The organism is Maribacter zhoushanensis, assembly GCF_029350975.1.
Lineage (GTDB): Bacteria > Bacteroidota > Bacteroidia > Flavobacteriales > Flavobacteriaceae > Maribacter > Maribacter zhoushanensis.
Map to the genome: position 1 here is coordinate 1,179,431 of NZ_JARKMR010000001.1, position 22,848 is coordinate 1,202,278.

The following is a 22,848-nucleotide window of genomic DNA, read 5'->3' on the forward strand; positions in this document are numbered from 1 at the left end:
ACTAAATATAACGTTATGCAAAAACCAAATAGAAGATTAGAAGAACAAACCTGTATTGTTACAGGTTCCAGTGACGGTATTGGCGAGGCTGTAGCAAAGGCTATGGGTCTGGAGGGTGCTAATATTGTTGTTAATTACCACAGTAGTAAAGAAGAAGCAGAAGAAGTTGCGCACGAGATTAGTACAAATTCAAATGCAGGTGATGCTATTGTAGTAAAATGTGACGTTAGTAAAGAAGATGACGTTAAAGACATGTTTAAGAAAACCATATCTAAATTTAGTACTGTAGACATATGTGTTACCAATGCTGGTTTGCAGTTGGATCATCCACTTCATGAGATGCCATTGAAAGATTGGCAAAGGGTGATAGATGTGAATCTTACAGGGCAGTTTCTTTGCGCTAAAGAAGCGATTATAGAATTTAAAAGAAGAGGAATGCGACCTGTAGTATCTAAATCTCTGGGTAAAATAATACATATGAGTTCTGTGCATGAAGTTATTCCGTGGGCAGGTCATGCTAATTATGCTGCTTCTAAAGGAGGTTTGGTCATGCTCATGCAAACAATTTGCCAAGAATATGGTCCAGAAAAAATAAGATGTAATTCCATAGCTCCCGGTGCTATCAAAACAGATATAAATAAAGACGTTTGGAGTACCCAAGAAGGTAGAGAGGGAATGCTGAAATTAATTCCTTACAAACAAATTGGCGTACCAGATGATGTAGGTAGCGTAGCTAGTTGGTTGGCATCAGATGAATCTGAATATATTAATGGAACCACAATTTTTGTTGATGGTGGTATGACGTGCTACCCAGGTTTCACGGCTAATGGATAAATGGCCATAAAAAAAGCCACCCGATTGATCGGGTGGCTTTTTTAAAACTTCTAAGTGAAATTATTATTTCATCATTGGAGTGTAATCAAACTTTTGACCGCCTACAGACGCATCTGCCATTAGTCCAGCTTTTGGTAAAGCAAATACTGCAACACCATCTCTATATTTTGCATTTACAGATACTCCAGATTTTAAGGCTACCGCTGATGCTTCGGCAGAAAATTCAAAATCTCCTTCTTTAAATTCTCTTAAATCTTCTGGTGTTTCAAAGAAAATAACTTCAGTTATGGCTTGTCCGCCAGCTTGTAATCCTACGCTTAGCTTTTTCAAATCTGCCATACCTACAATAGTTCCGTCTTCGTATACAACACCATTACCAGATGCTCCGCCTATTATAAATCCGCCTTTTCCAACGTTTGGGAATACTACATATCCGGCAGAAGTATTAAAAAATTGGTCTAGACCAACTTCCATAGTCATTAATTTTTCTTTTGCATTGTCTGCATCCTTAATAATTTTTTTGTCTTTACTACTTTGGGCATTTATCCCAACGGACAAGAATAATAAGGTTGCGAATGTTATTGATTTTAAAATTTTCATTTGTTCTGTTTTTAAAGATTACTATAAATTTTTCTTCACATCAAAGATAGAATCAGTGTAAAAAAGTCTTTATCCTATATACTATAAAATTTAGCTCAAATGAATGTTAAGTATTTGTAAATCAGTTAATTGAATGTTAAATTATATATATGCTTTCTTTCAGTGTACGCGTAACTATTTTACACATAGTCACTTGTGTTAAAAACCTATTTCTTAAAAATTTGTTAATTAATGGTTTAAGCTCTATATTCATAACATATTAAAAGAGACGCAAGATGGAGAATAATGAGAAAATTTTAGATTCTAAGACGATAGCTAACTTTCTTATAGCATTTGCATTGATGCTTACAGCAGTCTATTACTTTAATAATTCTGAAGAAATTGAAAATGAAGTAAGTTCTGCAGTTGTAAGTTCATTGGCAGATGTGAACAATAGTTTGGCAGAGCATGAAACGTCTCGCAAATAATTGAAATTTCCGACCAAAACTATAGGCTGCCTATTCATTGTAATGGGCAGTTTTTTTATTTAAAATAGTGGGTTAACTTCTTTTGCCAATCATAATATTGGCTATTAATGCCCCAACTATCATTAATATTCCTAAGAGGCTCCAAAGCGAGTAAATATCGCCAAACCAGAAAATGCCAACGGTTATGGTAAATATTACTTCAATATATTTTAAAGGTGCTACCAAATTTGTTTTAGCTATTTGAAAAGCTTTGGTCATAAATACCTGACCAAAAAATCCAAATATGCCTAAACTTGATAATAGTAACCAATCGATCCCTACTGGAGTAACCCAATTACTGATGCTTAATAAACCTCCAATAACAGTACCTGTAAACATGAAATAGTTAACAATGACTAATGGGTGATCACTATTACCTATTTTGCGTATTAGAACATAAACTAACCCACTAAAGACTGATGCTGCCAATACAAGTAGTAAACCAGTTGTTTTTATATTGTTATCAAATCCTTTTAAAACTAAAACACCGGCAAATGCGAATAGAAATAAAAACCATTGTATGGGTTTTAATTTCTCTTTTAACAGAAAGACAGCAAATACTGCAGCATAAATAGGGGCAAGGTATCTTAATGATACAGCAGTACCAACCGGCAAATATTTTAAGGACATAAAGAATAAGCTCATAGCTGTTAAGCCTGCAATAGCCCTAAATATCATATATCTACGCTTGTTCCCTAAAATAGAAATACCTTTAATTAAAATGTAAGTGGTACCTAATATCAACGAACCTATTGTTCTAAAAAAGACTATTTCAAACGTAGGGAAATGGTCTAAGTATTTCACGAACGAGTTCATTAAACTAAATGAAAACGTACTAATGATCATAAAAAGAATTGCCTTCTTCACAGTCTAAAAATTGAATGTGCAAAGTTACTGGTGACAATGAGAATTCTACGGCTATACTATTTAAAATAACTATTTAACCATAAGATTTGTGATACTCATAATTTTAAGGTCTTAAATGTGATTGTTCAATTATTTTCTGCATGTATTCACTTATAATTAAGCAGAATGTTCAATGTTTTTTATCAATTTCTACTTTCAGGCATATTCTGTTAATATATGTTATAGAAGCTATTATAATGGGTATATGTTAACGTAACATTTTCCGAGATCTCTTAACTTGGCAGAACAAAATAAAATAGTCGATTTAATCCAATAATAAAGGTTTTAAATCACAGATGAATAGATAAAATAGATTGAAAATGAACGAATTGTTGTCGTTGAAAGATAAAAATTTTGCCCTATCTGGGGGTACAGGGACCTTAGGTGGTTCAATTGCTCAATACCTAATAGAAAATGGAGCTAAGGTTCTTCTGCTTGGTAGATCAGAAGATAAGCTAAAATCTAAACAAACCGAGCTGAACACTATCGTCCCTAACAGTACATTTATTTTTAAGGTAGATGTAATGAGCGAGGTTGATCTTAAGGAATTAAAAAATAAGATTAAAGCAGATTTTGATCATTTAGACGGTTTGGTAAACCTTGCAGGTGGTAATATTCCCGGTGCTACGTTGAAACCAGATCAAACTATTAGGGATATTGAAATGAACGATACCCAAAAAGTTGTGGATATTAATTTATTCGGTACAGTAACGCCAACCGTTATTTTAAGTGATCTAATGGTTGAACAAGGTTATGGCTCAATTGTCAATATTTCATCTATGGCGGCAAAGCAAACTATATCTAGGGTCTTAGGTTATTCTATGGCGAAAGCTGCTGTTGATATTTTTACAAAATGGATGGCAAATGAACTAGCCTCTAAACACGGAGATAAAATTAGGGTCAATGCGGTAGCTCCAGGCTTTTTTATTGGTAATCAAAATAGACGTTTGTTGACAAATGAAGATGGTTCTTTTACCGAAAGAGGAAATAGTATTATCAAGAATACACCTATGGGTCGTTTTGGTGATGCGTCAGAACTAAATGGAATGGTTCACTACCTGCTTAGTGATGCTTCTAGTTTTGTAACCGGTAGCATTTTTGATGTTGATGGAGGGTTCAGTTCTTTCTCAGGAGTTTAACATGGTATCCCGTCAAAATTAAAATATTTTAAATTCAATATAACTTCTAAGTTCATGCGCTTTTGGCTTTTAATTCTATTTTCTATTTGGGCATTTTTGTATTCTTGCCAACCATCGCATACCGAGTCTAACATAGCGTTAGATTCTTATCATGTGGAAGATGGGTTTAATTTAGAAGTAATTGCTGCAGAGCCTCTTTTAAAAGCACCTGTTGCAATAGATTTTGATTCTAGAGGTAGAATTTGGGTTGCGCAAATGCCAGGTTATATGGATGACCTGCAGGGTTCAGGAGAGGAAGACCCTTCAGGTAGTATCGTTATTCTAGAAGACTTAGATGATGATGGTATTGTTGAACACGCTAAGGTTTTTATAGATAGTTTAACCATGCCTAGAGCATTGGCACATGTATACGGTGGGCTATTGTATGCTGAACCTCCGTATTTATGGTTTGTAGATATAGAGAACGACAAACCTGTAAATAAGGTTTTGGTAGATTCTGTTTATGCCGTTGAGGGTAATCCAGAACACCAACCAAACGGATTAGAGCTAAATATTGATAATTGGATATACAATGCCAAATCTAACTTTCGATACCGAAGGTACAATGGTGTTTGGGAGAAAGAGCCAACTACCTTCAGGGGGCAATGGGGTATTACCCATGACAACTTTGGTAGGTTATATTATAATGATAATTCTCGAATCCTATTAGGAGATTATGTGTTACCCAATACATTAATTAATAATAAATATTTTACACCAAAATCTAGTCTAGATAAACTGTTGACAAATGATCAAAGGGTGTACCCGGCATTTGCGGCATCGGTAAATAGAGGATATGCAAAAGGGGTTTTAAATTCAGATAGCATTTTGGTAAATGCTACCGCAGCTTGTAGTCCATTAGTCTATAGAGGTGGTAAGTTTACTGCAGCTTATGACGAAAATGTATTTGTATGTATACCTGAAGGAAATTTGATAAAGCGTGCTTTGTTGACATTTACGGGCGACTCTACCATAGCTAAACAAGCTTGGCAAAATAAAGAGTTTATAACTTCTACAGACGAAGGTTTTAGACCCGTTAGTTTAAAGAATGGTCCTGATGGTGGTATGTATGTTGTTGATATGCATAGAGGTATGATAGGGCATCATGCTTATATGAGTCCCTACTTAAGGGATAGAGCTAAGGAAAAGCAATTAGATACTATCATAAATTTTGGACGGATTTTGAAAGTATCTCATGAAACTGCAACCGTTGATGAGATACCAGATTTTAATGACTTAGATGCGAATGAACTATTGTCCTTGTTAAGTAATAATAATGGATGGGTTCGTGACAGGGCACAGCATTTTTTAATTTTTAAAGAGCTTAAAGATGTTATAGATGAGGTAAAGAAGCTCGCATATAACACGGAGAAACCACTTAGTCAAATACACGCATTATATGTTTTGGAAGGGTGGGATGCTTTGACGTTTAATATTCTTGCCAAGGTTATACAAAAGAGTGGAAGCGAGGTTGCTTCTCACGCATTGGTACTTTCTAAAAAATTTGTTTCCGATGACAATTCTGGTCAAGCAGTGAGTGTTTTTGAATATGTGATAAAACAAAATGACCTTAGTTTAGACCTTTATTTAGGGAATTCATTGGGCAATTGGATAGCTCTTGACGAAGAAAAATTTCTGCCATTTATGATGGAAATTCTAAAGCGAAGAGAGAAGAATGCGACTATTACAGATGCTGTTATAAGTGGTTTAAGCCAGGTAGATTCACTTATTTATAACAATATAACTATAATGAACAGCTTTAAACACACACCGTTTGTAAATAAATTGGCTAAAAGTGTGGCAGATAAAAAGGCTGATAGAATGAACGCTATTTTTACCAAAGAGGTAACCAAAGAAGATACCCGTACTAGTGGCGCAAAAATGTTTTTTCAAATCTGCGCATCTTGTCATGGTGCTGACGGTAAAGGTATAGATGGTTTGGCTCCACCGTTAATGGGGTCTGAGCACGTAAAAAATACAGAACGTTTGGCATTGATTGTTTTACATGGTCTAGAAGGACCGGTACATGTAAACGGTGAAGAGTATAATATAAATTTGGCAATGCCCGGTCTTATTAGAAATGAAACTATAAGTGATACGGATATTGCCAATATTATATCTTATGTAACAAATGCGTTCTCTGATAATCCTAAAAGATTAAGCAAAGAACGCATAGGTGAACTTAGAACTGTTAAGTCTTCTACCGGTATGGAGTTTACCGAGAAAGAACTACAAGCATTAGAAGACTAAGCAATTCTTTTATTATTGACTTTTTCTAATACCTAATTCTAAACCTCTTAACTCTGCTAAACCTCTTAATCGACCAATACCAGAATATCCAGGATTGGTTTTCTTTCTAAGGTCATCTAACATTTTATGTCCGTGGTCTGGGCGTAGTGGCATTCTGGTATCTTTTCTGCCAGCTAATTTTCTTTTTTCTTGCTCAGCTATCAATGCTTTCATAACAGAAAACATATCAACGTTACCTTCTAAATGATTTGCTTCGTGAAAATTTCCTTCGGCATCACATTGGGTGCTGCGTAAATGAATAAAATGTATGCGATCTCCTAAACGCTCTATCATTCCGGGCAAGTCATTATCTGGTCTTACACCAAAAGATCCCGTACAGAAGGTTAATCCGTTGTTTGGGCTGTCAACCGCATTGTACAGATCAACAATATCTTGTTCGGTACTAACAACTCTTGGAAGTCCTAATATTGGAAAAGGTGGATCATCAGGATGTATGCACATACGTATGCCCGCTTCTTCTGCAACAGGAATTATATTGGATAAAAACTCGAACAAATGGGCTTTCAATTCTTTAGCTCCAATAGTATCATACGTAGCTAGAATAGTATTGAATTCTTCTAGGGAATATCCTTCTTCAGCACCAGGTAAACCGGCTATAATATTACTTATTAACTTCTTTTTATCACCTTCTGAAAGCGAATCATGGTAGGCTTTAGCTTCAGATTTTTGAGAAGTTGAATACATACTTTCTGCTCCTGGTCTTTTTAACAAATACAACTCAAATGCAGCAAAAGCGACGGCTTCAAATCGAAGCGCTGTTGATCCATCTTCAACCTCAAAATCTAAATTGGTTCTGGTCCAGTCTAAAACTGGCATAAAATTGTAACAGACCGTATCTATGCCGCATTCTCCTAAATTTGAAAGTGTTTGTTTATAATTTTCATAATATGTTTTATAATCGCCTTTTTGAGTCTTTATTTCCTCGTGAATAGGAACACTTTCTACTACGGACCATGTTAGACCAGCAGCTTCAATAGTATTTTTACGCTCCATAATTTCATCTACAGACCAAATAACGCCATTGGGTATATGGTGTAAAGCACTTACTATACCTGTTGCACCTGCCTGTTTAATATCTGATAATGATACGGGGTCATTTGGACCGTACCAACGCCATGTTTGTTCCATGTTTAATTTATAAAATAATTATACTCCACTAAAAGCACTAAAACCACCATCTATTGGGAGAACAACACCTGTCACAAATTTTGATGCATCTGCGCATAAGTAATGAATAGTACCATTTAATTCATCGGTTTCCCCAAATCTTTTCATTGGTGTGTTTTTTATTATGGTTTTGCCACGATCAGTAAATTTACCGGTTTCTTTATCAATTAAAAGGTTTCTATTTTGATTTCCTATAAAAAAACCTGGTGCAATTGCATTTACACGTAAACCTTCACCAAATTTAGTTGCCAATTCTACAGATAACCATTTGGTGAAATTATCAATTGCCGCTTTAGAAGCAGAATAGCCTACAACTCTTGTTATGGCACTTTGGGCTGTCATAGACGAAATATTTATGATAACACCTTTTTTATGTTTCACCATTTCTTTGCCAAATACCAATGCCGGCAGAATACTACCGAATAGATTAAGGTCTACTACTTTTTTAAAATGATCGATATTTACATCAAAAATGGTTTGGTCAACGCCAATAGTTGCACCGGGCATATTGCCCCCGGCTGCATTGATAAGAATATCGATTTTACCATGTTGGTCAATGATTTTATCCGCTACTTTTTTTAAGCTTTCCTCATCTAATGCGTTGCAAACAAATCCTGTAACGGTATTTTTTACCTTTTTTAGATTTTCAACTGCTTCGTTTACAATCTCTTCTTTGTAGTCTAAAATTACAATATTAGCACCTTTAGATAACAAATAATTAGCCATCTCTCCACCAAGGACTCCGCCACCTCCAGTTATTAATATTACTTTATTTTCTATGTCAAATAAGTTCATATGATGTTGTTTATAGTTGTATTTCAATGGTATTGTTGCCACTGTTTAAAATCAAGGAGTTAGTAGCCCTTTTTATTTTTTTACCATTAAGTTTAATTTTTGAAAAATGATGAGGTATTATAAATTGAGCAGTCATATTATTTGGTATTTCAACAGTATAATGGCGGGTATTTTTATGTTTTTTAAAACTAGCGGATATAATGCCTTTTTTGGTTGGTACTTTAATAGTTGAAAAAGTTAAATCTGCTAGTTGAGGTTTAATTTCAGCTATTTCAAAACCCGGGGTTTTGGGTTTAATTCCCCACATATAGCGGGTTGTAATATTTAATGGCGCCGTACCCCAAGCATGGTTCCAATCAGAATTTGGTTTGTATTTTACATCCCAAGCTTCCAACGTCATGGTAGCGCCAATTTCTATCATATTCCACCAACTTCTATCATTTTCAGTTTCTGTAATAAGATCCAAAGCATATTGCGCTTCGCCACTTTTGTATAGACCTTCTAATAGGTATTGAGAACCGTAAACGCTACAAGCCATACCTCTAGTTTTGATAAAGTCTGTTACAGATTTAATATGTTCTTTAGGTACCAAATCAAAAGCCAATGGCATCATATTACCATGTAGAGATGCATGGCTAGAATTTTCGCCGTCTACATAATACCCCTTGTCCTTATCCAATAACTTGTTGTTAATGACATTTTTAATATTTGCCGCTTTATCTTTAAAGAACAATACATCTTCTTCTTTGTCAAGAAACCCCGCAATTTCTGTCATGAGTTTAAGATTGTAATAGTAAAATGCGTTGACAACGGTATTGACCGGTACTATCTCATATCCATCTCTTTCTCCTTCTGCAGTTGCCAGTTTCCAACCTGTATCTTTTTGTGCCGGTGGCCAGTCAATAATATCTTTGATTTTGGTATCTGGTTTTTTAAAGCCTAACCTTGAAATCAAATCTTTATCCATCTTAGGTGATGAAGAACTTATTAGACCGTCTTCACGCTCTAAGTCCATCAATGTTTTTAATTTGAGATTTTCATAATGTTCTCTCAATGGTTCCAAATTACCCGTATACATATAATCTGCATAGAACATTGGTACGGTATGTAATAACCATTCTGTAGGCCATGTTGGGTTTTTTATGAAATAGGAATTGGTTCTTCTGCTCATATCATAAAGGCTATCTACACTATAATGGCTAAGTTGATTAATATAGGCATCTGCTTCATACGGTATTCTTTCACGGTCACCATCTACGTAGTAGCCTATAAAACTTGTGGCTTTAATAGTGTGTTTACATAATTTCCATATAGAATCTAATACTTCATTAGAAGAAGTAAAGTTGCTAGCACTATCATTAAAGTTGTTGTGTACCGCTTTCTGTACAATTTCAATATCTTCAATAGGTATTTGTAAATTCTCTATTTCACAATACCTAAAGGGCATAACGGTACCAATAGTATCCTGTAAGAGTATAGCGGCACCTGAAGTATTTTTTTTGTTAGGTATTAGGTCTATACTGGTAACATTGTTAGCTTGTAGTTTAGGTAATACTATTTTTTGATATCTGATTGATGCACCTGGTTTTTGGTCTATTCTATGTTCTGAATTTAATTTTTCGCCTAGATGTATAATCAGTGAATCGTTTTGAGGTGTAGTACTGCGCAATTCAACCGTACCAAAAAAAGCTTTTCCGAAATCAACCAAATAGTTGTTTTCAGATACCTGTGTTATTTTGACAGGATTATTTTTTGTGATTCTTAAATCGATTTTATCACTGCTATGTTGTGCTTTACAACAGAATATAGAAAGGGTGATAAACCATATATAGATATGCTTTTTCATAGATATAATTGCATGTAGAATTATTAATATATTACTGGATACTAGTATGTAAAGTATATGGTATCCAGTAATATGTATATGTAGTTTTTTTTTAAAATAGAAATGCTGTACGTAATTATTTTCTATAGTTTCAAAAACATCATTTTTATGGAAATATATAGTTATACATCTTTAATTTCCCAACCCGGCTCGTATGATCTTGACCATAGTTTCATGGCCTCTCTATTAAATATACGTCCTGTAGTTTCATCAATTTCAAAAGAATCATCTATTCTCGATGCTATATTGGCATAATGGGTAAGCATCTGGCTGATAGCGCCTTCATCTATAGGCGATGTTAATTCAGCTTTTCCTCTTATGGCATCAAAAAAGTTGACAGTATGTAACGTAGACATATCTCCACCGCCGCCAAGTGCTGTACCTGCTTCTTTACCTGAAGATAGGTTTTCCTTTATCAAATTACCTTTCTGATCAAAAAGTTTATAGCCGCCACGATCAATGTAGGCAGTGCCTTCAGAACCGGAAACGATGGTTCCTCTTCCGTATTTATTGCCAAATTTATGATAGCCACTTCTACTATTTCCGTCCCATTTTATGGTTTTGTTCCCGGCGAATTTAAAGGTTGCCTCCATAGTATCGTACATTTCCCAACCATCATCTTTGTAATGATATTTACCAGCATCTACAGATACATGTTCAGGGTAGGTTACACCTAATGCCCAGCGTGCAATATCTAATTCATGTGTAGCATTATTACCCATTTCAGCTGTTCCATAATCCCAACCATACCAATGCCAGTTGTAGTCCCAGGTATTATCCGTATAAGCTCTTCTTGGTGCCGGACCTTGAAAAAGATCCCAATCCAATCCTTCTGGCGGGTTTGTTTTGGTTTGATGTGGAACCGGACCCCTTGCACTTACATAAAAAGCAGTAGCCTTATAGGCATCTCCAATTATCCCATTATGAATTTCTTTAATAATTTCTTGAGACTCTGGTGCAGACCTTTGTTGGTTACCCATTTGTACCACTTTATTATATTTTTTTTGGTAGGCTACCACCAATTCACCTTCTCTAGGGTTATGACTGCAAGGTTTTTCTAAGAATACATGTTTACCGGCTTGCATGGCCATACAAGCGCCTGGCGCGTGCCAATGATCAGGTGTTGACATAAATATGGCATCTACGTCTTTATCGTTTAAAATTTTACGAATATCATTTTCTAGTTTTGGCTTATAGTCGATTTTTGAAGCTAATTCAGACGCAGCTTTATCTCGCTGACTTTTCATTACATCGCACAAATATTTTAGCTCAATATTATTCTGCTTATGAGCAATTGCGGGTATATAAGCACCATATCTTCTACCTAAGCCTTGTATAGCAACATTTATTCTGTCATTTGCACCAATTATTTTAGAATAACTCTTTGCTGTCATTGCATTAGCGCTTGAACCTACTAGTGTAGCACCAACAGCGCCTATTGCAGTTTTCTTTATAAAATCTCTTCTGTTTGAACTCATGATGTTTATTCTTTAGTGTTGCTGATTGAACGAACTTTAATGTTTTTGAAAGAAACAAGGTCACCGTGATCTTGTAATAGAATTTGACCCTTTTCCAGTTCTCCAAAATTTGGCCACTTGGCATATTTACTTTCAGCTACAAGCTTTCTATAGGCATCGCTCTTACGTTCGTATTCTAAAACCTTGGTTCCGTTTAACCAATGCTCAACATGGTTGTCTTTTGATATTATATATGCCGTGTTCCATTCTCCTATTGGTTTAATAGGTTTGTTCACATCTGCCTGTATAAGGTCATATAGGGAACTTACTGTTCTACTGCCTTCATGATTTCCTAGTTTGGCATCTGGGTGAAGGTTATCATCAAGTATTTGGTATTCTAACCCTATAGATGAACCTGCACCTTTATTAATTTCAGTGTCTACATAGTATTTTATACCACTGTTGGCAGCTGGCGTTAATTTAAAATCGACCTTTAACTCAAAATCACCGTACAAATCTTTTGTAACAATATCTCCACCGGCAGTAGATTCTTCACCACCAGATGCAAGTACACTTAGTATGCCGTCTTCTATTTTCCACCCTTTTTCTGGAAACTCATCTAGTTTGGCACCTTTCCAACCATTAGTGGTTTTGCCGTCCCAAAGTAATTTCCATCCATCTTTTTTCTCATCTATAGTCAATTTGTTTTTGGTAATGATTGGGGTTAATGGAGATTCTGTAGCATATTTGGAAACACTGTCCGTAATTATTTTTACATTTTTCCATATAATGTCCGTTCCAGCTTTTTGGTCGTCATGTATACTATGAACTTGTAAGCAGATAAATCCTTTTGCAGTTTTATCATCTATCAAGTATGCCGCAGGTACATCGTTTACCCATGTTTTAATAGTATCGCTAATAGCTTCAATACGGTAATGGTTCCATTCATTTTGTTTAAAAGCTTTTTGCGCAGTTGCATTGTCTGTTAGCGGGTTTAACCAACCTCGTCTAGATTCATCATAAATACCACCGCTCCATGCTCTTTCAGATGGATCTATCTCAACTTGGTAGCCATGAACTCTACCATCTCTATATGTTGGTATGCTATTACTTCTAATCTGTATACCTGAGTTCATAGTAGAATCTACTTTATAGTCTAGCTCTAAAATAAAATCACCGTACATTTTATCTGTAGTTAAAAAAGTATTTGGTGTTCCGTGGGTAGTGGTCCCAACAATAGCACCATCATTTACCGCATATGTTGCATTACCGCCTAATTTATGCCAGCCGTTTAAAGTTTCACCGTCAAAAAGGTCTACCCATGGGGTTTCATCTTTTTTGTTTTCGGCACAACCTATAAGTAATAGGACCGCTATTACTGCTAATAGTTTAGAGTTTGATAAGAAATTTTTCATTATTGAAATATTGGTTTAGAATGGTTTAACAAAGTACTGCGGTTATCGTTTTTTTGAATGGACATTTTAATAAAAAGCATGGATTTTTTGCTCTAAATGTTAAAGTGTATTATTCTTCATTAGATGAAAATATGTAATTTTTGCTATTATGAATATGTGAATTATGTAAAATTTTAATTCAATTTTTGTGTAATTATGAATTTAAAAATAAATCAAATTTTGCCCATTGTCCATATTTTCGATGAATATGTCCATTCGTTAACATGGTCTTAACAATACATTAGTAGTCAATTAACTTAACAATAAAAAAAATGAAAAAACTTAAACTATTAATGGTATTCCTTTTATTGGGCATGTCATCGGTACTATTGGCGCAGAGTAGCGTTACGGGTACGGTGGCAGATGACCAGGGTATGCCAATTCCAGGAGCATCTATTGTAGTAAAAGGAACATCAAACGGTACCGTAACAGATTTTGATGGAAATTTTAGTATTTCAGTAGAGAGCGGAAATGTACTTAGTATCTCTTACTTAGGTTATAAGCCTGTAGAGGTAACTTATTCTGGGCAACCTAATTTATCGGTTACTATGACAGAAGATAGGGCGCAACTAGATGAAGTTGTAGTTATTGGTTATGGATCTGTAAAGAAAAGTGATTTAACAGGTGCAGTTGCCTCGGTCGATAGTAAAACGCTTACCGAACAAAGAAAAACAGATTTAGGTCAGGCAATACAAGGCCGTATTGCGGGTGTAGATGTTAGAACATTAAACTCTAAACCAGGTGCACCGTTGTCTATTAAGATTCGTGGTAATACGGTAATTACGGCAAATCAAGGTAATGAGCGTGATGGTGTTAGTGATAACTTAGCTGACGACCCTTCTAAACCTTTATTTGTAGTAGACGGTATATTTTTCGACGATATAAGTGTTCTTAACCCTGCTGATATTGAGCAGATGGATATTTTAAAAGATGCTTCTGCAACTGCTATCTATGGTTCTAGAGGGGCGAACGGGGTTGTAATCATAACTACTAAAAGTGGTATTGAAGGTAAAACTGTTTTTACCTATGATTCTTCTTTTGGTCTACGTTCTGCAACCAATGTACCAGAACTGTACTCAGGTTCTGAATATGTTGCGTTTGTTGATGACGTTCTAAGAGCACGTGAGTGGCTAGGAACAGATAGAACTGTTGCATCATATAATAATATAGCGGTAGATAGATCTACAGAAATTCAATCATCTAACGAAGAGGCATCTAATGTTGCCAATGGTAGATATACAGATTGGATGGACCTTTTTAGAAAATCTGGATTGCAGACCAGCCATACCGTAGGTATGTCAGGCGGTAGTAACGGTTTAGTGTATAACGGTTCTATAGGTTATTTGCATGATGAAGGGGTAATGGGTATTGAAGAATTTGAAAGGTATAATATTAGTGCTTCGTTATCCAAAAAAGTATCTGATAAAGTTACCGTAGGTATTAAAACCTATTTGGCGTTATCAGAAAGAGAGCAGGGAAGTAGAGAATTGTTTAGAAGTACTTTGCGTTTGGCGCCAACGGTAAATCCGTATGATGCAAATGGGGAGCCAATACTTTTTCCGGATGATCAAGATTTAAGGTTTGTAAACCCAATTTATGATGCAGAAGGAGCTTGGAGAGTTAATAATAGGTCTTTAGATGTTATTGCAAATGTTTTCTTTAACTATAAGCCTAATGATTGGATCAACTTTAAAACACAATTTTCTCCAAATATTAGTTCTGATCGCTTTGGTGAGTACCGTGGTTTGTTGACAAAATCTTCTAGAAACGATCCATCAAGAATACGTTCTTACTATGAATCTGGTTTTGACACCTCTTATACTTGGGATAATATTGCAGATTTTAATTTTGATATTGCAGAAGGGCATAACCTTAAAACAACCTTAATTAATTCTTTATATTATTCAAACCCTGAGGGCAGTAATATTCAGGTTAGGGATTTTGATACAGATGCTTACTTGTTCTTTAATACACAAGCAGGGTCAGATGTGCCAAATGATTATGGCAGTTTCTATGAAAAAGAAACATTGGCTTCTTTTGCCGGTCGTTTAAATTATAATATACAAGATAGATATCTATTCACATTTACCGGTAGGTATGACGGATCTTCTAAATTATCTGAAGGTAATAAATGGGCATTTTTTCCATCAGCAGCTTTTGCATGGAAAGCAAGTGAAGAAACCTTTTTAAAGGATGTAGATTGGTTAAGTAATCTGAAATTAAGATTAAGTTATGGTGAGTCTGGTAATGATAAAACGGTAAACCCATACAGCTCATTGGCATTCTTATCTCAAGAGAGTTATTTATTTGGAGATGAATTTAGCATTGGTAAATCTGTTGCAGGTCTTTCAAATGCAGATTTGACATGGGAAGTTTCAAAGGAATATAACTTTGGTCTTGATCTTTCAGTCTTTAATAATAGAATTAATTTTGGTTTTGAATATTACAATAAGAAAACGGAAGGCAGTATTCTTGCCCGTCAATTATCTTTTGTAACCGGTTTTGGTGATTCTGGAACGGTAGGTAATTTTGGATCTGTTAGAAATAAAGGTGTGGAAATCACCTTGAATACGGTAAATGTACGTACTGATGATTTTTCATGGCGTACCAATTTCAACTTCACAAAGAACGATAACGAGATTATAGAACTTTTTGATGGTCTTGATCAAATTTTAGTAGGTACTGATTCTAGATTGAACGGTGTATTACAAGTGGGTGCGCCAATTGATGCTACTTTTGATTATGAGGTAGATGGAATTTGGCAAATAGACGAAGCGGCTGAGGCAGAATCTTTTGGTCTTTTACCTGGGCAATATAAGTATGTTGATCAAAACGACGATGGTGTAATTAACCAAGATGATAAAAGAGTACTTGGTTCACAATCTCCAGATTGGATTGCGGGTATGACCAACACTTTTAATTACAAGAATTTTGAAATGAATGTTCAGGTAAACACAAGACAAGGTGTTTTTGGACACTCTGAATTTCATCAAAATTTTGCCACTTTTAATGGTGATGCAGCAGTATTCAATAGCTTAAAGCAGGATTATTGGACACCTAATAATCCAGATGCAAAATACCCATCTCCAGAGTATGGCGAATCTGCTTACCCTTGGTTTTATGAAGATATGTCTTATGTGAGAATTGGTAATATAGGGTTGGCGTATTCTTTCCCTCAAGAGCTTTTGGACAAATTCAAGATGTCTAATCTACGTCTTTCATTAGATGTTCAAAATCCGTTCACATTTACAGATTTTGCAGGTCCAGATCCAGAAACAGGATTACAGAATTCCTACAACATGGGGTATTCGGTTAAAACAGTTTTGTTCGGGTTAAAATTAGCATACTAATACTAAAAAAAATTAAAGATGAAACTATATAAAAACATAAAGGTTGTAGCAGTGGCGCTTACCCTATCGCTGTCGTATGCCTGTAACGATTATTTAGAAGAAGATATTTTTTCTGACATTACATCAGAGAATTTTATAGACCAAAATAATGCAGATCAATTAGTTGTTGGGGTATACAGTAGTTTGCGTGATGTATATCGTGATTATACGTATCAATTTTTTGGTACTGATATTTTTGCAAGTCAAAGTGAGGCATTTTCCTTTAGCCCAACAAACGATTATTTTAACCTTAACTCGGGAGAAGGTTTATCGGTATGGTCCAATAATTACAAAGTTATAAGTAAGGCGAATACCGCAATTAGTAGGTATACCGAACAAATTAGTTGGAGTGATGCCAATTTAGATCAAAGAGATTATGGTATTGCCCAGGCACAGGCATTAAGAGCTTTGGCTTACTTTAATTTGGTTCAACAATATGGCGGCGTTGTCATTGAATTAGAAGAAGTACAGACCATACGTACAGATTATGCAAGATCTACCGAAGCAGAAACTTATGCACAGATCATTACAGATCTAGAAGCTGCAATACCTGTTTTATTGGATGACCCCGGTACAGGAAGATTTTCTAAAAGAGCTGCACAGCATTTATTGGCACAAGTTTATTTAACAAGAGCATATACCGCTGCAGGTAGTTCTGCAGATTTTACTACTGCCGCTGCACTTGCAGAACAGGCAATTGGTAATTACGATATACGTAGCCAGTCATATGCAGAAGTGTTCGATTATGATAACCAGGAAAATGATGAGGTTTTGTTTGCCATACAATATGGTAACAGTGGGCTTACTGCAGATAAGAGCAATAACAAGCATTCATTATTTATGAACCAGGTTTTTAATTATCCAGGTGTAAATAGAACAACGACACCTTATGGGGTAAGTGGTTTTGAAGCAATGCCTACACCTTTCTTTTATTCTTTGTTTGCGGATAACGATACAAGAGAAGATGCAACTATTCACCGTGCAATTATTGCTGATAGTGATGAGCCAGATGGTCCTGATAATATTGTTGCAGGTGATACTATTGTATACTATCCAAAAAATGCATTAGATGCAGATGAGCTTGCAGAGCGTTTAGATCGTTACTGGGTATATCAACCAGATCAATATCTTTTTGGTTTGCCAGATGATGTGCCAGGAGTTAACTATTTATATTCATTGAACATTGAGCGCACAAATTTTCCAATTTTCAAGAAGTTTGATGATCAGGATTTCAATGAAGATACGGATGGTGCTAGAGATACTTTTGTATTTAGGGTAGCTGGCACACATTTACTTGCTGCAGAAGCTTACTTAGGTGCCAGCAATACAGCATCAGCTTTATCACACATCAATATTGTGAGAGAAAGAGCTACGGGTGTGGCAAATGAATATACTTCTATTACCATTGATGATATCTTGAACGAAAGAGCTATTGAGCTTGCAGGTGAAGAAAACAGATGGGCGGTACTTAAAAGAACAGGTAAGTTAGAAGAGCGTATAGATTTATACAACCCTCAAGTAATAGACCATGGTGCTTTTGATAGTAGTATTCATTTATTAAGACCTATACCGGCTAATGAATTACAATTATCAGATGGTTCTTTAGTTCAAAACCCAGGTTACTAAATAGTGTAATAAACTAAAAATATTTGAGTAGTTAGTTTTAATTGAAGTTGATACGGGCAGGTGAAAACCCTGCCTGTATTTAACATCAAGTGCTATTAGAGTAGATATTTTGAAATGCGGTTCATTTGGTTTGTCTAAAGTTATCTCAGCTTAATTTATAAGATTTAATTGTTGCGCTACAAAACTGTGTCGTTCACTATCCGGATGCTATAGAATTAATCTATAATTCTATGTTGTCATGCTCTAATTTAGAAAACTATCCTTATAAACATATTTTAATCCGTAGGCCTTAATGGTCTACTTATTTTAATTAATAAAATGTCCAAAACTTCTAGTAATAGAAAGACCTGAACAAATGATTAAAAAAAATATAATAATACCATTTCTCTTATTGCTTACTTTCTGCATCTCTTGTAGTAATAATGCAGAACAGCTATCGTCTATTTGTATAATTCAAGGTATACATGCTACAGATGTAGAAAAGTCTACTATCAATGACTTGAAAAACGATTTACAAAAAGTTTTAAATGAAGATGTTCAGATAATTAATAATGAAGATACTGTTCCCAAAAATGCTTTGATTTTTATAGTAGGAACTGCAAATTCTAACCCTGTTATCGCAGATATGTTGTCTAATGATGATTTAGACTTAACAGATGAAAATCGATTGTCAGGCAGTGGTTCATGGTCTAAAAATACTTTTAATGGCTCTAATGCCATAGTAATTACCGGTGCTGACGTGAAAGGACTTCAACGTGCGGTATATGATTATTCAAAAGAAATATTGGGTGTGGATCCTTTGGCATATTGGACAGGTAAAAATCCTGTAAAAATAAAAGCGACCGAGGTTTACAATTTTAAGTCAAAGACCATAGCACCCCCAAAAGTACCAGAACTTACATATTTTGAAAATGATGTAGATGAGCTTGCCAATTATAGAGGTGAACTTTTAAAGTACGACTGGGAAAGTTATACTGAAATGATTAATTCATTGGTACGCTTAAGATATACTTCTATTCAGCTTTTTGATATGCTTGGCAGACCTGAGTTTTATATTAGACCAGAGTACAAAAAGCTAAATCCAGATTATCAAATAGATGTTGACTATGTGGAGAAAATGATAGACTATGCGCATACAAAAGGCATGAAAATAGCCGTTGATTTTGCTCTTGGTTATCAAATACATCCCATGGATGCTGAAAAAGCAGATTGCTGGAAACTACATAAAGAAGATTGGCTAAAAGCATGGCGCTACTATTTTGAACATACACCATTAGCAAAAACGGATATTTTTATTTTAAGACCTCGCCACCAGGTGTGGGACTGGGAATATGAAAGTACTTGTGGTGAAAGTAAAATAGATGTGTTCAATGAGGTTTATGCCGCTTTTGGTATACTGGTAGATGAATATAAACCCAATGCGGAAAAAGTATTGGTTTGTTATTCTGATGGTATGGAAATGTGGAATGAAGGTTTTAGACCTCCAGAGGATTGGACCGTACTTTGGTCTGATCACGGTTTTGGTGATTTTGAGCACCTGCCGAACACTACAGATGATTATGAGTTTGGTACTTATATGCATGCTGGTTATTGGTTGAACCATACCGTTCATAATCCTTATCCAGAGAAAGTGGAGTCTGTAATGAAAGAGATGTTCAATACTTACAATGCAGATAAGTACTGTTTGGTAAACGGACAGAATTTTAGACCATTTTTATTAAATCTAGAGGCTTATAGTGAGGTGTGTAACAATCCAGAAACTTTCAATGCAGACCTCTTTTATAAGGAATGGACAGAACGTTATTTTAGCAAAGAAGCAGCAGAACATGCCGTAAAATCTATGAAGCTTCTAAGCGAGGCTCAGGAAGGTAGAAAAGGATATGTTGAACATTTATGGGAAATTAGAGAGGCAGTTTCTTATCTGTCTAATGCACCAATTATTAGACCGGGAAAATCACCGGTTCCTTTTGATTACGAGCGCGTAATAGGTGATGTGGAGAATGTAAAACGAGTAAAGGAAGTTTTAGAGAAATCACTTTCAGAAGCAGAATTAGGATATGAACTATTGAAGAGAAACGATAATTTCTATCACTCTTATATTTTGCTACCTGCCCAATTATATTCAGACTTAATAGCTTTTGAAACAGTGTTGCATAACATGGCACTGTTGAAAAAAGAGTATGAAACTACCAAGAATCAAAAGTATTTGAACCAGGCTAAAGCTATGTTGCCAAAGGCGAGAAAAGATCTTGATATCATATTTGAGCATAGAAGTTCTGGAGATATTGAAGATAAATGGAAAAATTGGTATGCCATAGGCAATAGAAGACAGAACAATGGTTTTCCAACTTATGAAATGCTTAATGCAATAGAGGCTAATCTAAATAATATGACACTTTAAATTGAATTTGATGACATTAGCTAATACATTAAAATACAGCGTTGTCCTATTGGGTATTTCAATCTTGTTTTTTGGTTCGTGTAAAAAACAGCCAGATAATAACGAGGTAATAGATTCTCAAGAGATTGATTATACTGCCAAAGTGTACCCGCTTTTAGATACTGAAAACTCAAGATGGTTCTACTTCTCATCTGCAAGTAGGCCTTTTGGTATGGTGAACCTTAGTCCAGATACCCAAATTGGCGGTGCTTGGGGTAGCGGTTATCGTTATAAAACAGATACCATTAAAGGTTTCAGCCATATTCATGCATGGCAGATGTCAGGTATTTCAGTAATGCCGGTTACAATCAACGATCAAACCAAAGAAGGTATTTTTAACGACTTTTATTCTAAGTTTAGCCATGATAATGAAGTGGTTATACCAGGTTACCATAAAGTGGAATTGGAACGTTATCAAATAGAAGCTCAACTATCGAGTACCAAAAGAGTTGGTTTTCATCAGTATATATTCCCCGAGAATGAAGAAGAAAAAGCAGTGCTTTTTAATTTAAATACGCTATTGGGTCCAAGTAAAAATATAGATGGATTTTTAGAACAGAATTCAGAAAATGAGCTTTCTGGAAAAGTAACAATGGAACCAACGCATAGACGTCCAAAACCTATGACCGTTTATTTCAAGGTACAGCTGAATACTAAAATAACTTCTGTAAATAAAGATGACAGTACTGGGAATTACCTTGTTGTATTAGACGAAAATAATAGCGATGTGTTAATGAAAGTGGGCATTTCTTATACTTCTGTTGCCAATGCAGAACTTAATATAACAACAGAATTACCTAACTGGAAATTTGATAATATTAGAAGTGCAGCAAAACAAGAATGGAATAGTTTATTGGGCAAAATAGATGTCAAAGGCGGTTCTGACCAAGATCAAAGAAGATTCTATACAGATTTATGGCACGCACTACAAGGTCGTAGAATTATAAATGATGTAAATGGTGCTTATCCAGATAATACTGGGAAAACTTTTAGAATAGGACAATTGCCTTTAGATGAGAAAGGCAATCCTAAATTCAACCATTATAATTCAGATTCTTTCTGGGGAGCTCAATGGACGTTGAATACGCTGTGGGGCTTGGCGTATCCTGAAATTATGTATGAGTTTTCTAATTCATTAATGCAGTACTACAAAGATGGTGGTTTGGTGCCAAGAGGTCCTTCTGGGGGTAATTATACCTATGTAATGACGGGCGCAACTTCTACTCCTTTTCTGGTATCGGCAATTCAAAAAGGAATACTTGTAGACGAGTTGGAAACGGTGTATCAAGCTTTAAAGAAAAATCATGAAGCTAGTGGTATAATGGGCAAAGCTGGTTACGAGCATACTACTGATATTGGCGGAGGTTTACAATATTATATGAATGATGGTTATGTGCCTTACCCCATTCCTGAAGGTAAATTTGGTAGCCACCAAGATGGTGCAAGTTTAACAATGGAGTACGCTTACCAAGATTGGACTTTGGCACAATTAGCTAAGAAGTTGGGTCATAGTGAAGATTATGATTATTTCTTAAAAAGATCAGAGAACTATAAGAATGTTTATGATGTGGAAATAGGATGGATGCGTCCCAAAGATGTTAAAGGTGAATGGAAAGTAGATTATGATCCTTACCAAGCAGAAAATGGTTTTATAGAATCTAACGGAGCACAATCTACATGGTTTGTCCCTCATGATATAAAAGGATTGGCAAACTTAATGGGTGGTAAGAATGCTGCCATAAAAAAATTAAACGAGCAATTTACAACGGCAGCAAAATTGAATTTTACCGCTGGTACATCGCATTCTGCAGAGCTTCATCCTGAGTATAGTAGAATTCCAATCAATTTTGGGAATCAGCCTTCTATCCAAACCGCATTTATTTTTAATGAATTGGGTAGACCTGATCTAACTCAATATTGGTCAAGAAGCGTGGCTACTTCCGTGTTTGGTGGTTTGTCACCATCTACGGGGTATAATGGCGATGAAGACCAAGGATTAATGGGCAGTTTGGCTGTACTGTTGAAGATAGGTCTTTTTCAAATGAATGGTGGTACAGAGGCTAATCCTGAGTACCAGATTGGAAGCCCAATTTTTGATGAGGTTACTATTAAATTAAATAAAGATTTTTATAATGGCGACTTATTTACCATAAAAGCTAACAACAATAGTGATGCTAATTTTTATATATCAGAGACTGAGTTCAATGGAACGTCAATAAAAGCTAATAGCTTAAGACATGAAGATATTGTAAAAGGAGGCGAGCTGAATTTGAATATGGTTTCAAAACCTTTAAACTAGAT

Annotated in this window: 15 protein-coding genes; 8 read left to right on the forward strand and 7 right to left on the reverse strand. The window is 35.3% G+C overall.

Translation table 11 applies throughout. The features are described from left to right. Positions 1-15 precede the first annotated feature (15 nt). Complete coding sequence (locus PXD56_RS05065; protein WP_276492231.1) at positions 16-834, forward strand: SDR family oxidoreductase; 819 nt, start codon at positions 16-18, stop codon at positions 832-834. Positions 835-897: 63 nt separating this feature from the next. On the opposite strand, the gene PXD56_RS05070 is transcribed toward PXD56_RS05065, so the two are convergent. Then, on the reverse strand, positions 898-1,434 hold the full coding sequence (locus PXD56_RS05070) for a lipid-binding SYLF domain-containing protein (protein ID WP_276492232.1): 537 nt from the start codon (positions 1,432-1,434) through the stop codon (positions 898-900). Positions 1,435-1,709: 275 nt separating this feature from the next. On the opposite strand from PXD56_RS05070, the gene PXD56_RS05075 reads away from it, so the two are divergent. Beyond that, a complete protein-coding gene (locus PXD56_RS05075; protein ID WP_276492233.1) occupies positions 1,710-1,901 on the forward strand; it encodes a hypothetical protein in 192 nt (63 codons plus the stop codon). Between the two features lie 72 nt (positions 1,902-1,973). Here the strand turns inward: PXD56_RS05075 and PXD56_RS05080 are convergent, their stop codons facing one another. Then, positions 1,974-2,807, reverse strand: coding sequence for a DMT family transporter (locus PXD56_RS05080; RefSeq protein ID WP_276492234.1), 834 nt, complete (start codon positions 2,805-2,807; stop codon positions 1,974-1,976). A 359-nt stretch (positions 2,808-3,166) separates the two neighbouring features. Here PXD56_RS05080 and PXD56_RS05085 point away from each other — a divergent pair, with 359 nt between their 5' ends. Together PXD56_RS05085 and PXD56_RS05090 are read left to right on the forward strand one after the other, a co-directional pair. Beyond that, positions 3,167-3,985 (forward strand): SDR family oxidoreductase, encoded by an 819-nt coding sequence (locus tag PXD56_RS05085; RefSeq protein WP_276492235.1) that lies wholly within the window; start codon positions 3,167-3,169, stop codon positions 3,983-3,985. 54 nt (positions 3,986-4,039) lie between these two features. Then, a complete protein-coding gene (locus tag PXD56_RS05090; RefSeq protein ID WP_276492236.1) occupies positions 4,040-6,274 on the forward strand; it encodes a DUF7133 domain-containing protein in 2,235 nt (744 codons plus the stop codon). 12 nt (positions 6,275-6,286) lie between these two features. Here the strand turns inward: PXD56_RS05090 and uxuA are convergent, their stop codons facing one another. The 5 genes from uxuA to PXD56_RS05115 form a co-directional block, all read right to left on the reverse strand. Then, positions 6,287-7,462, reverse strand: a complete 1,176-nt coding sequence (gene uxuA / locus PXD56_RS05095; protein WP_276492237.1) for a mannonate dehydratase — start codon at positions 7,460-7,462, stop codon at positions 6,287-6,289. Between the two features lie 18 nt (positions 7,463-7,480). Continuing rightward, on the reverse strand, positions 7,481-8,296 hold the full coding sequence (locus PXD56_RS05100; protein ID WP_276492238.1) for an SDR family oxidoreductase: 816 nt from the start codon (positions 8,294-8,296) through the stop codon (positions 7,481-7,483). Positions 8,297-8,306: 10 nt separating this feature from the next. Beyond that, the gene (locus tag PXD56_RS05105) at positions 8,307-10,142 is read right to left on the reverse strand and encodes a family 78 glycoside hydrolase catalytic domain (RefSeq protein WP_276492239.1); all 1,836 of its coding nucleotides are present in this window, start codon (positions 10,140-10,142) and stop codon (positions 8,307-8,309) included. A 161-nt stretch (positions 10,143-10,303) separates the two neighbouring features. Next, entirely contained in the window at positions 10,304-11,659 is a 1,356-nt protein-coding gene (locus tag PXD56_RS05110) for a Gfo/Idh/MocA family protein (protein ID WP_276492240.1), read from the reverse strand. A gap of 5 nt (positions 11,660-11,664) precedes the next feature. Then, complete coding sequence (locus PXD56_RS05115; protein WP_276492241.1) at positions 11,665-13,053, reverse strand: 3-keto-disaccharide hydrolase; 1,389 nt, start codon at positions 13,051-13,053, stop codon at positions 11,665-11,667. A gap of 311 nt (positions 13,054-13,364) precedes the next feature. On the opposite strand from PXD56_RS05115, the gene PXD56_RS05120 reads away from it, so the two are divergent. The 4 genes from PXD56_RS05120 to PXD56_RS05135 all read left to right on the forward strand — a co-directional run bounded on the left by PXD56_RS05120 (position 13,365) and on the right by PXD56_RS05135 (position 22,846). Continuing rightward, a complete protein-coding gene (locus PXD56_RS05120; protein WP_276492242.1) occupies positions 13,365-16,442 on the forward strand; it encodes a SusC/RagA family TonB-linked outer membrane protein in 3,078 nt (1,025 codons plus the stop codon). Between the two features lie 18 nt (positions 16,443-16,460). After that, on the forward strand, positions 16,461-18,107 hold the full coding sequence (locus tag PXD56_RS05125) for a RagB/SusD family nutrient uptake outer membrane protein (protein ID WP_276492243.1): 1,647 nt from the start codon (positions 16,461-16,463) through the stop codon (positions 18,105-18,107). Positions 18,108-18,462: 355 nt separating this feature from the next. Then, the gene (locus PXD56_RS05130; protein WP_276492244.1) at positions 18,463-20,508 is read left to right on the forward strand and encodes a glycosyl hydrolase 115 family protein; all 2,046 of its coding nucleotides are present in this window, start codon (positions 18,463-18,465) and stop codon (positions 20,506-20,508) included. Between the two features lie 10 nt (positions 20,509-20,518). Beyond that, positions 20,519-22,846 carry a GH92 family glycosyl hydrolase gene (locus PXD56_RS05135; protein ID WP_276492245.1) on the forward strand — a complete coding sequence of 776 codons (2,328 nt, stop codon included), beginning with the start codon at positions 20,519-20,521 and terminating at the stop codon, positions 22,844-22,846. Positions 22,847-22,848: the final 2 nt, after the last annotated feature.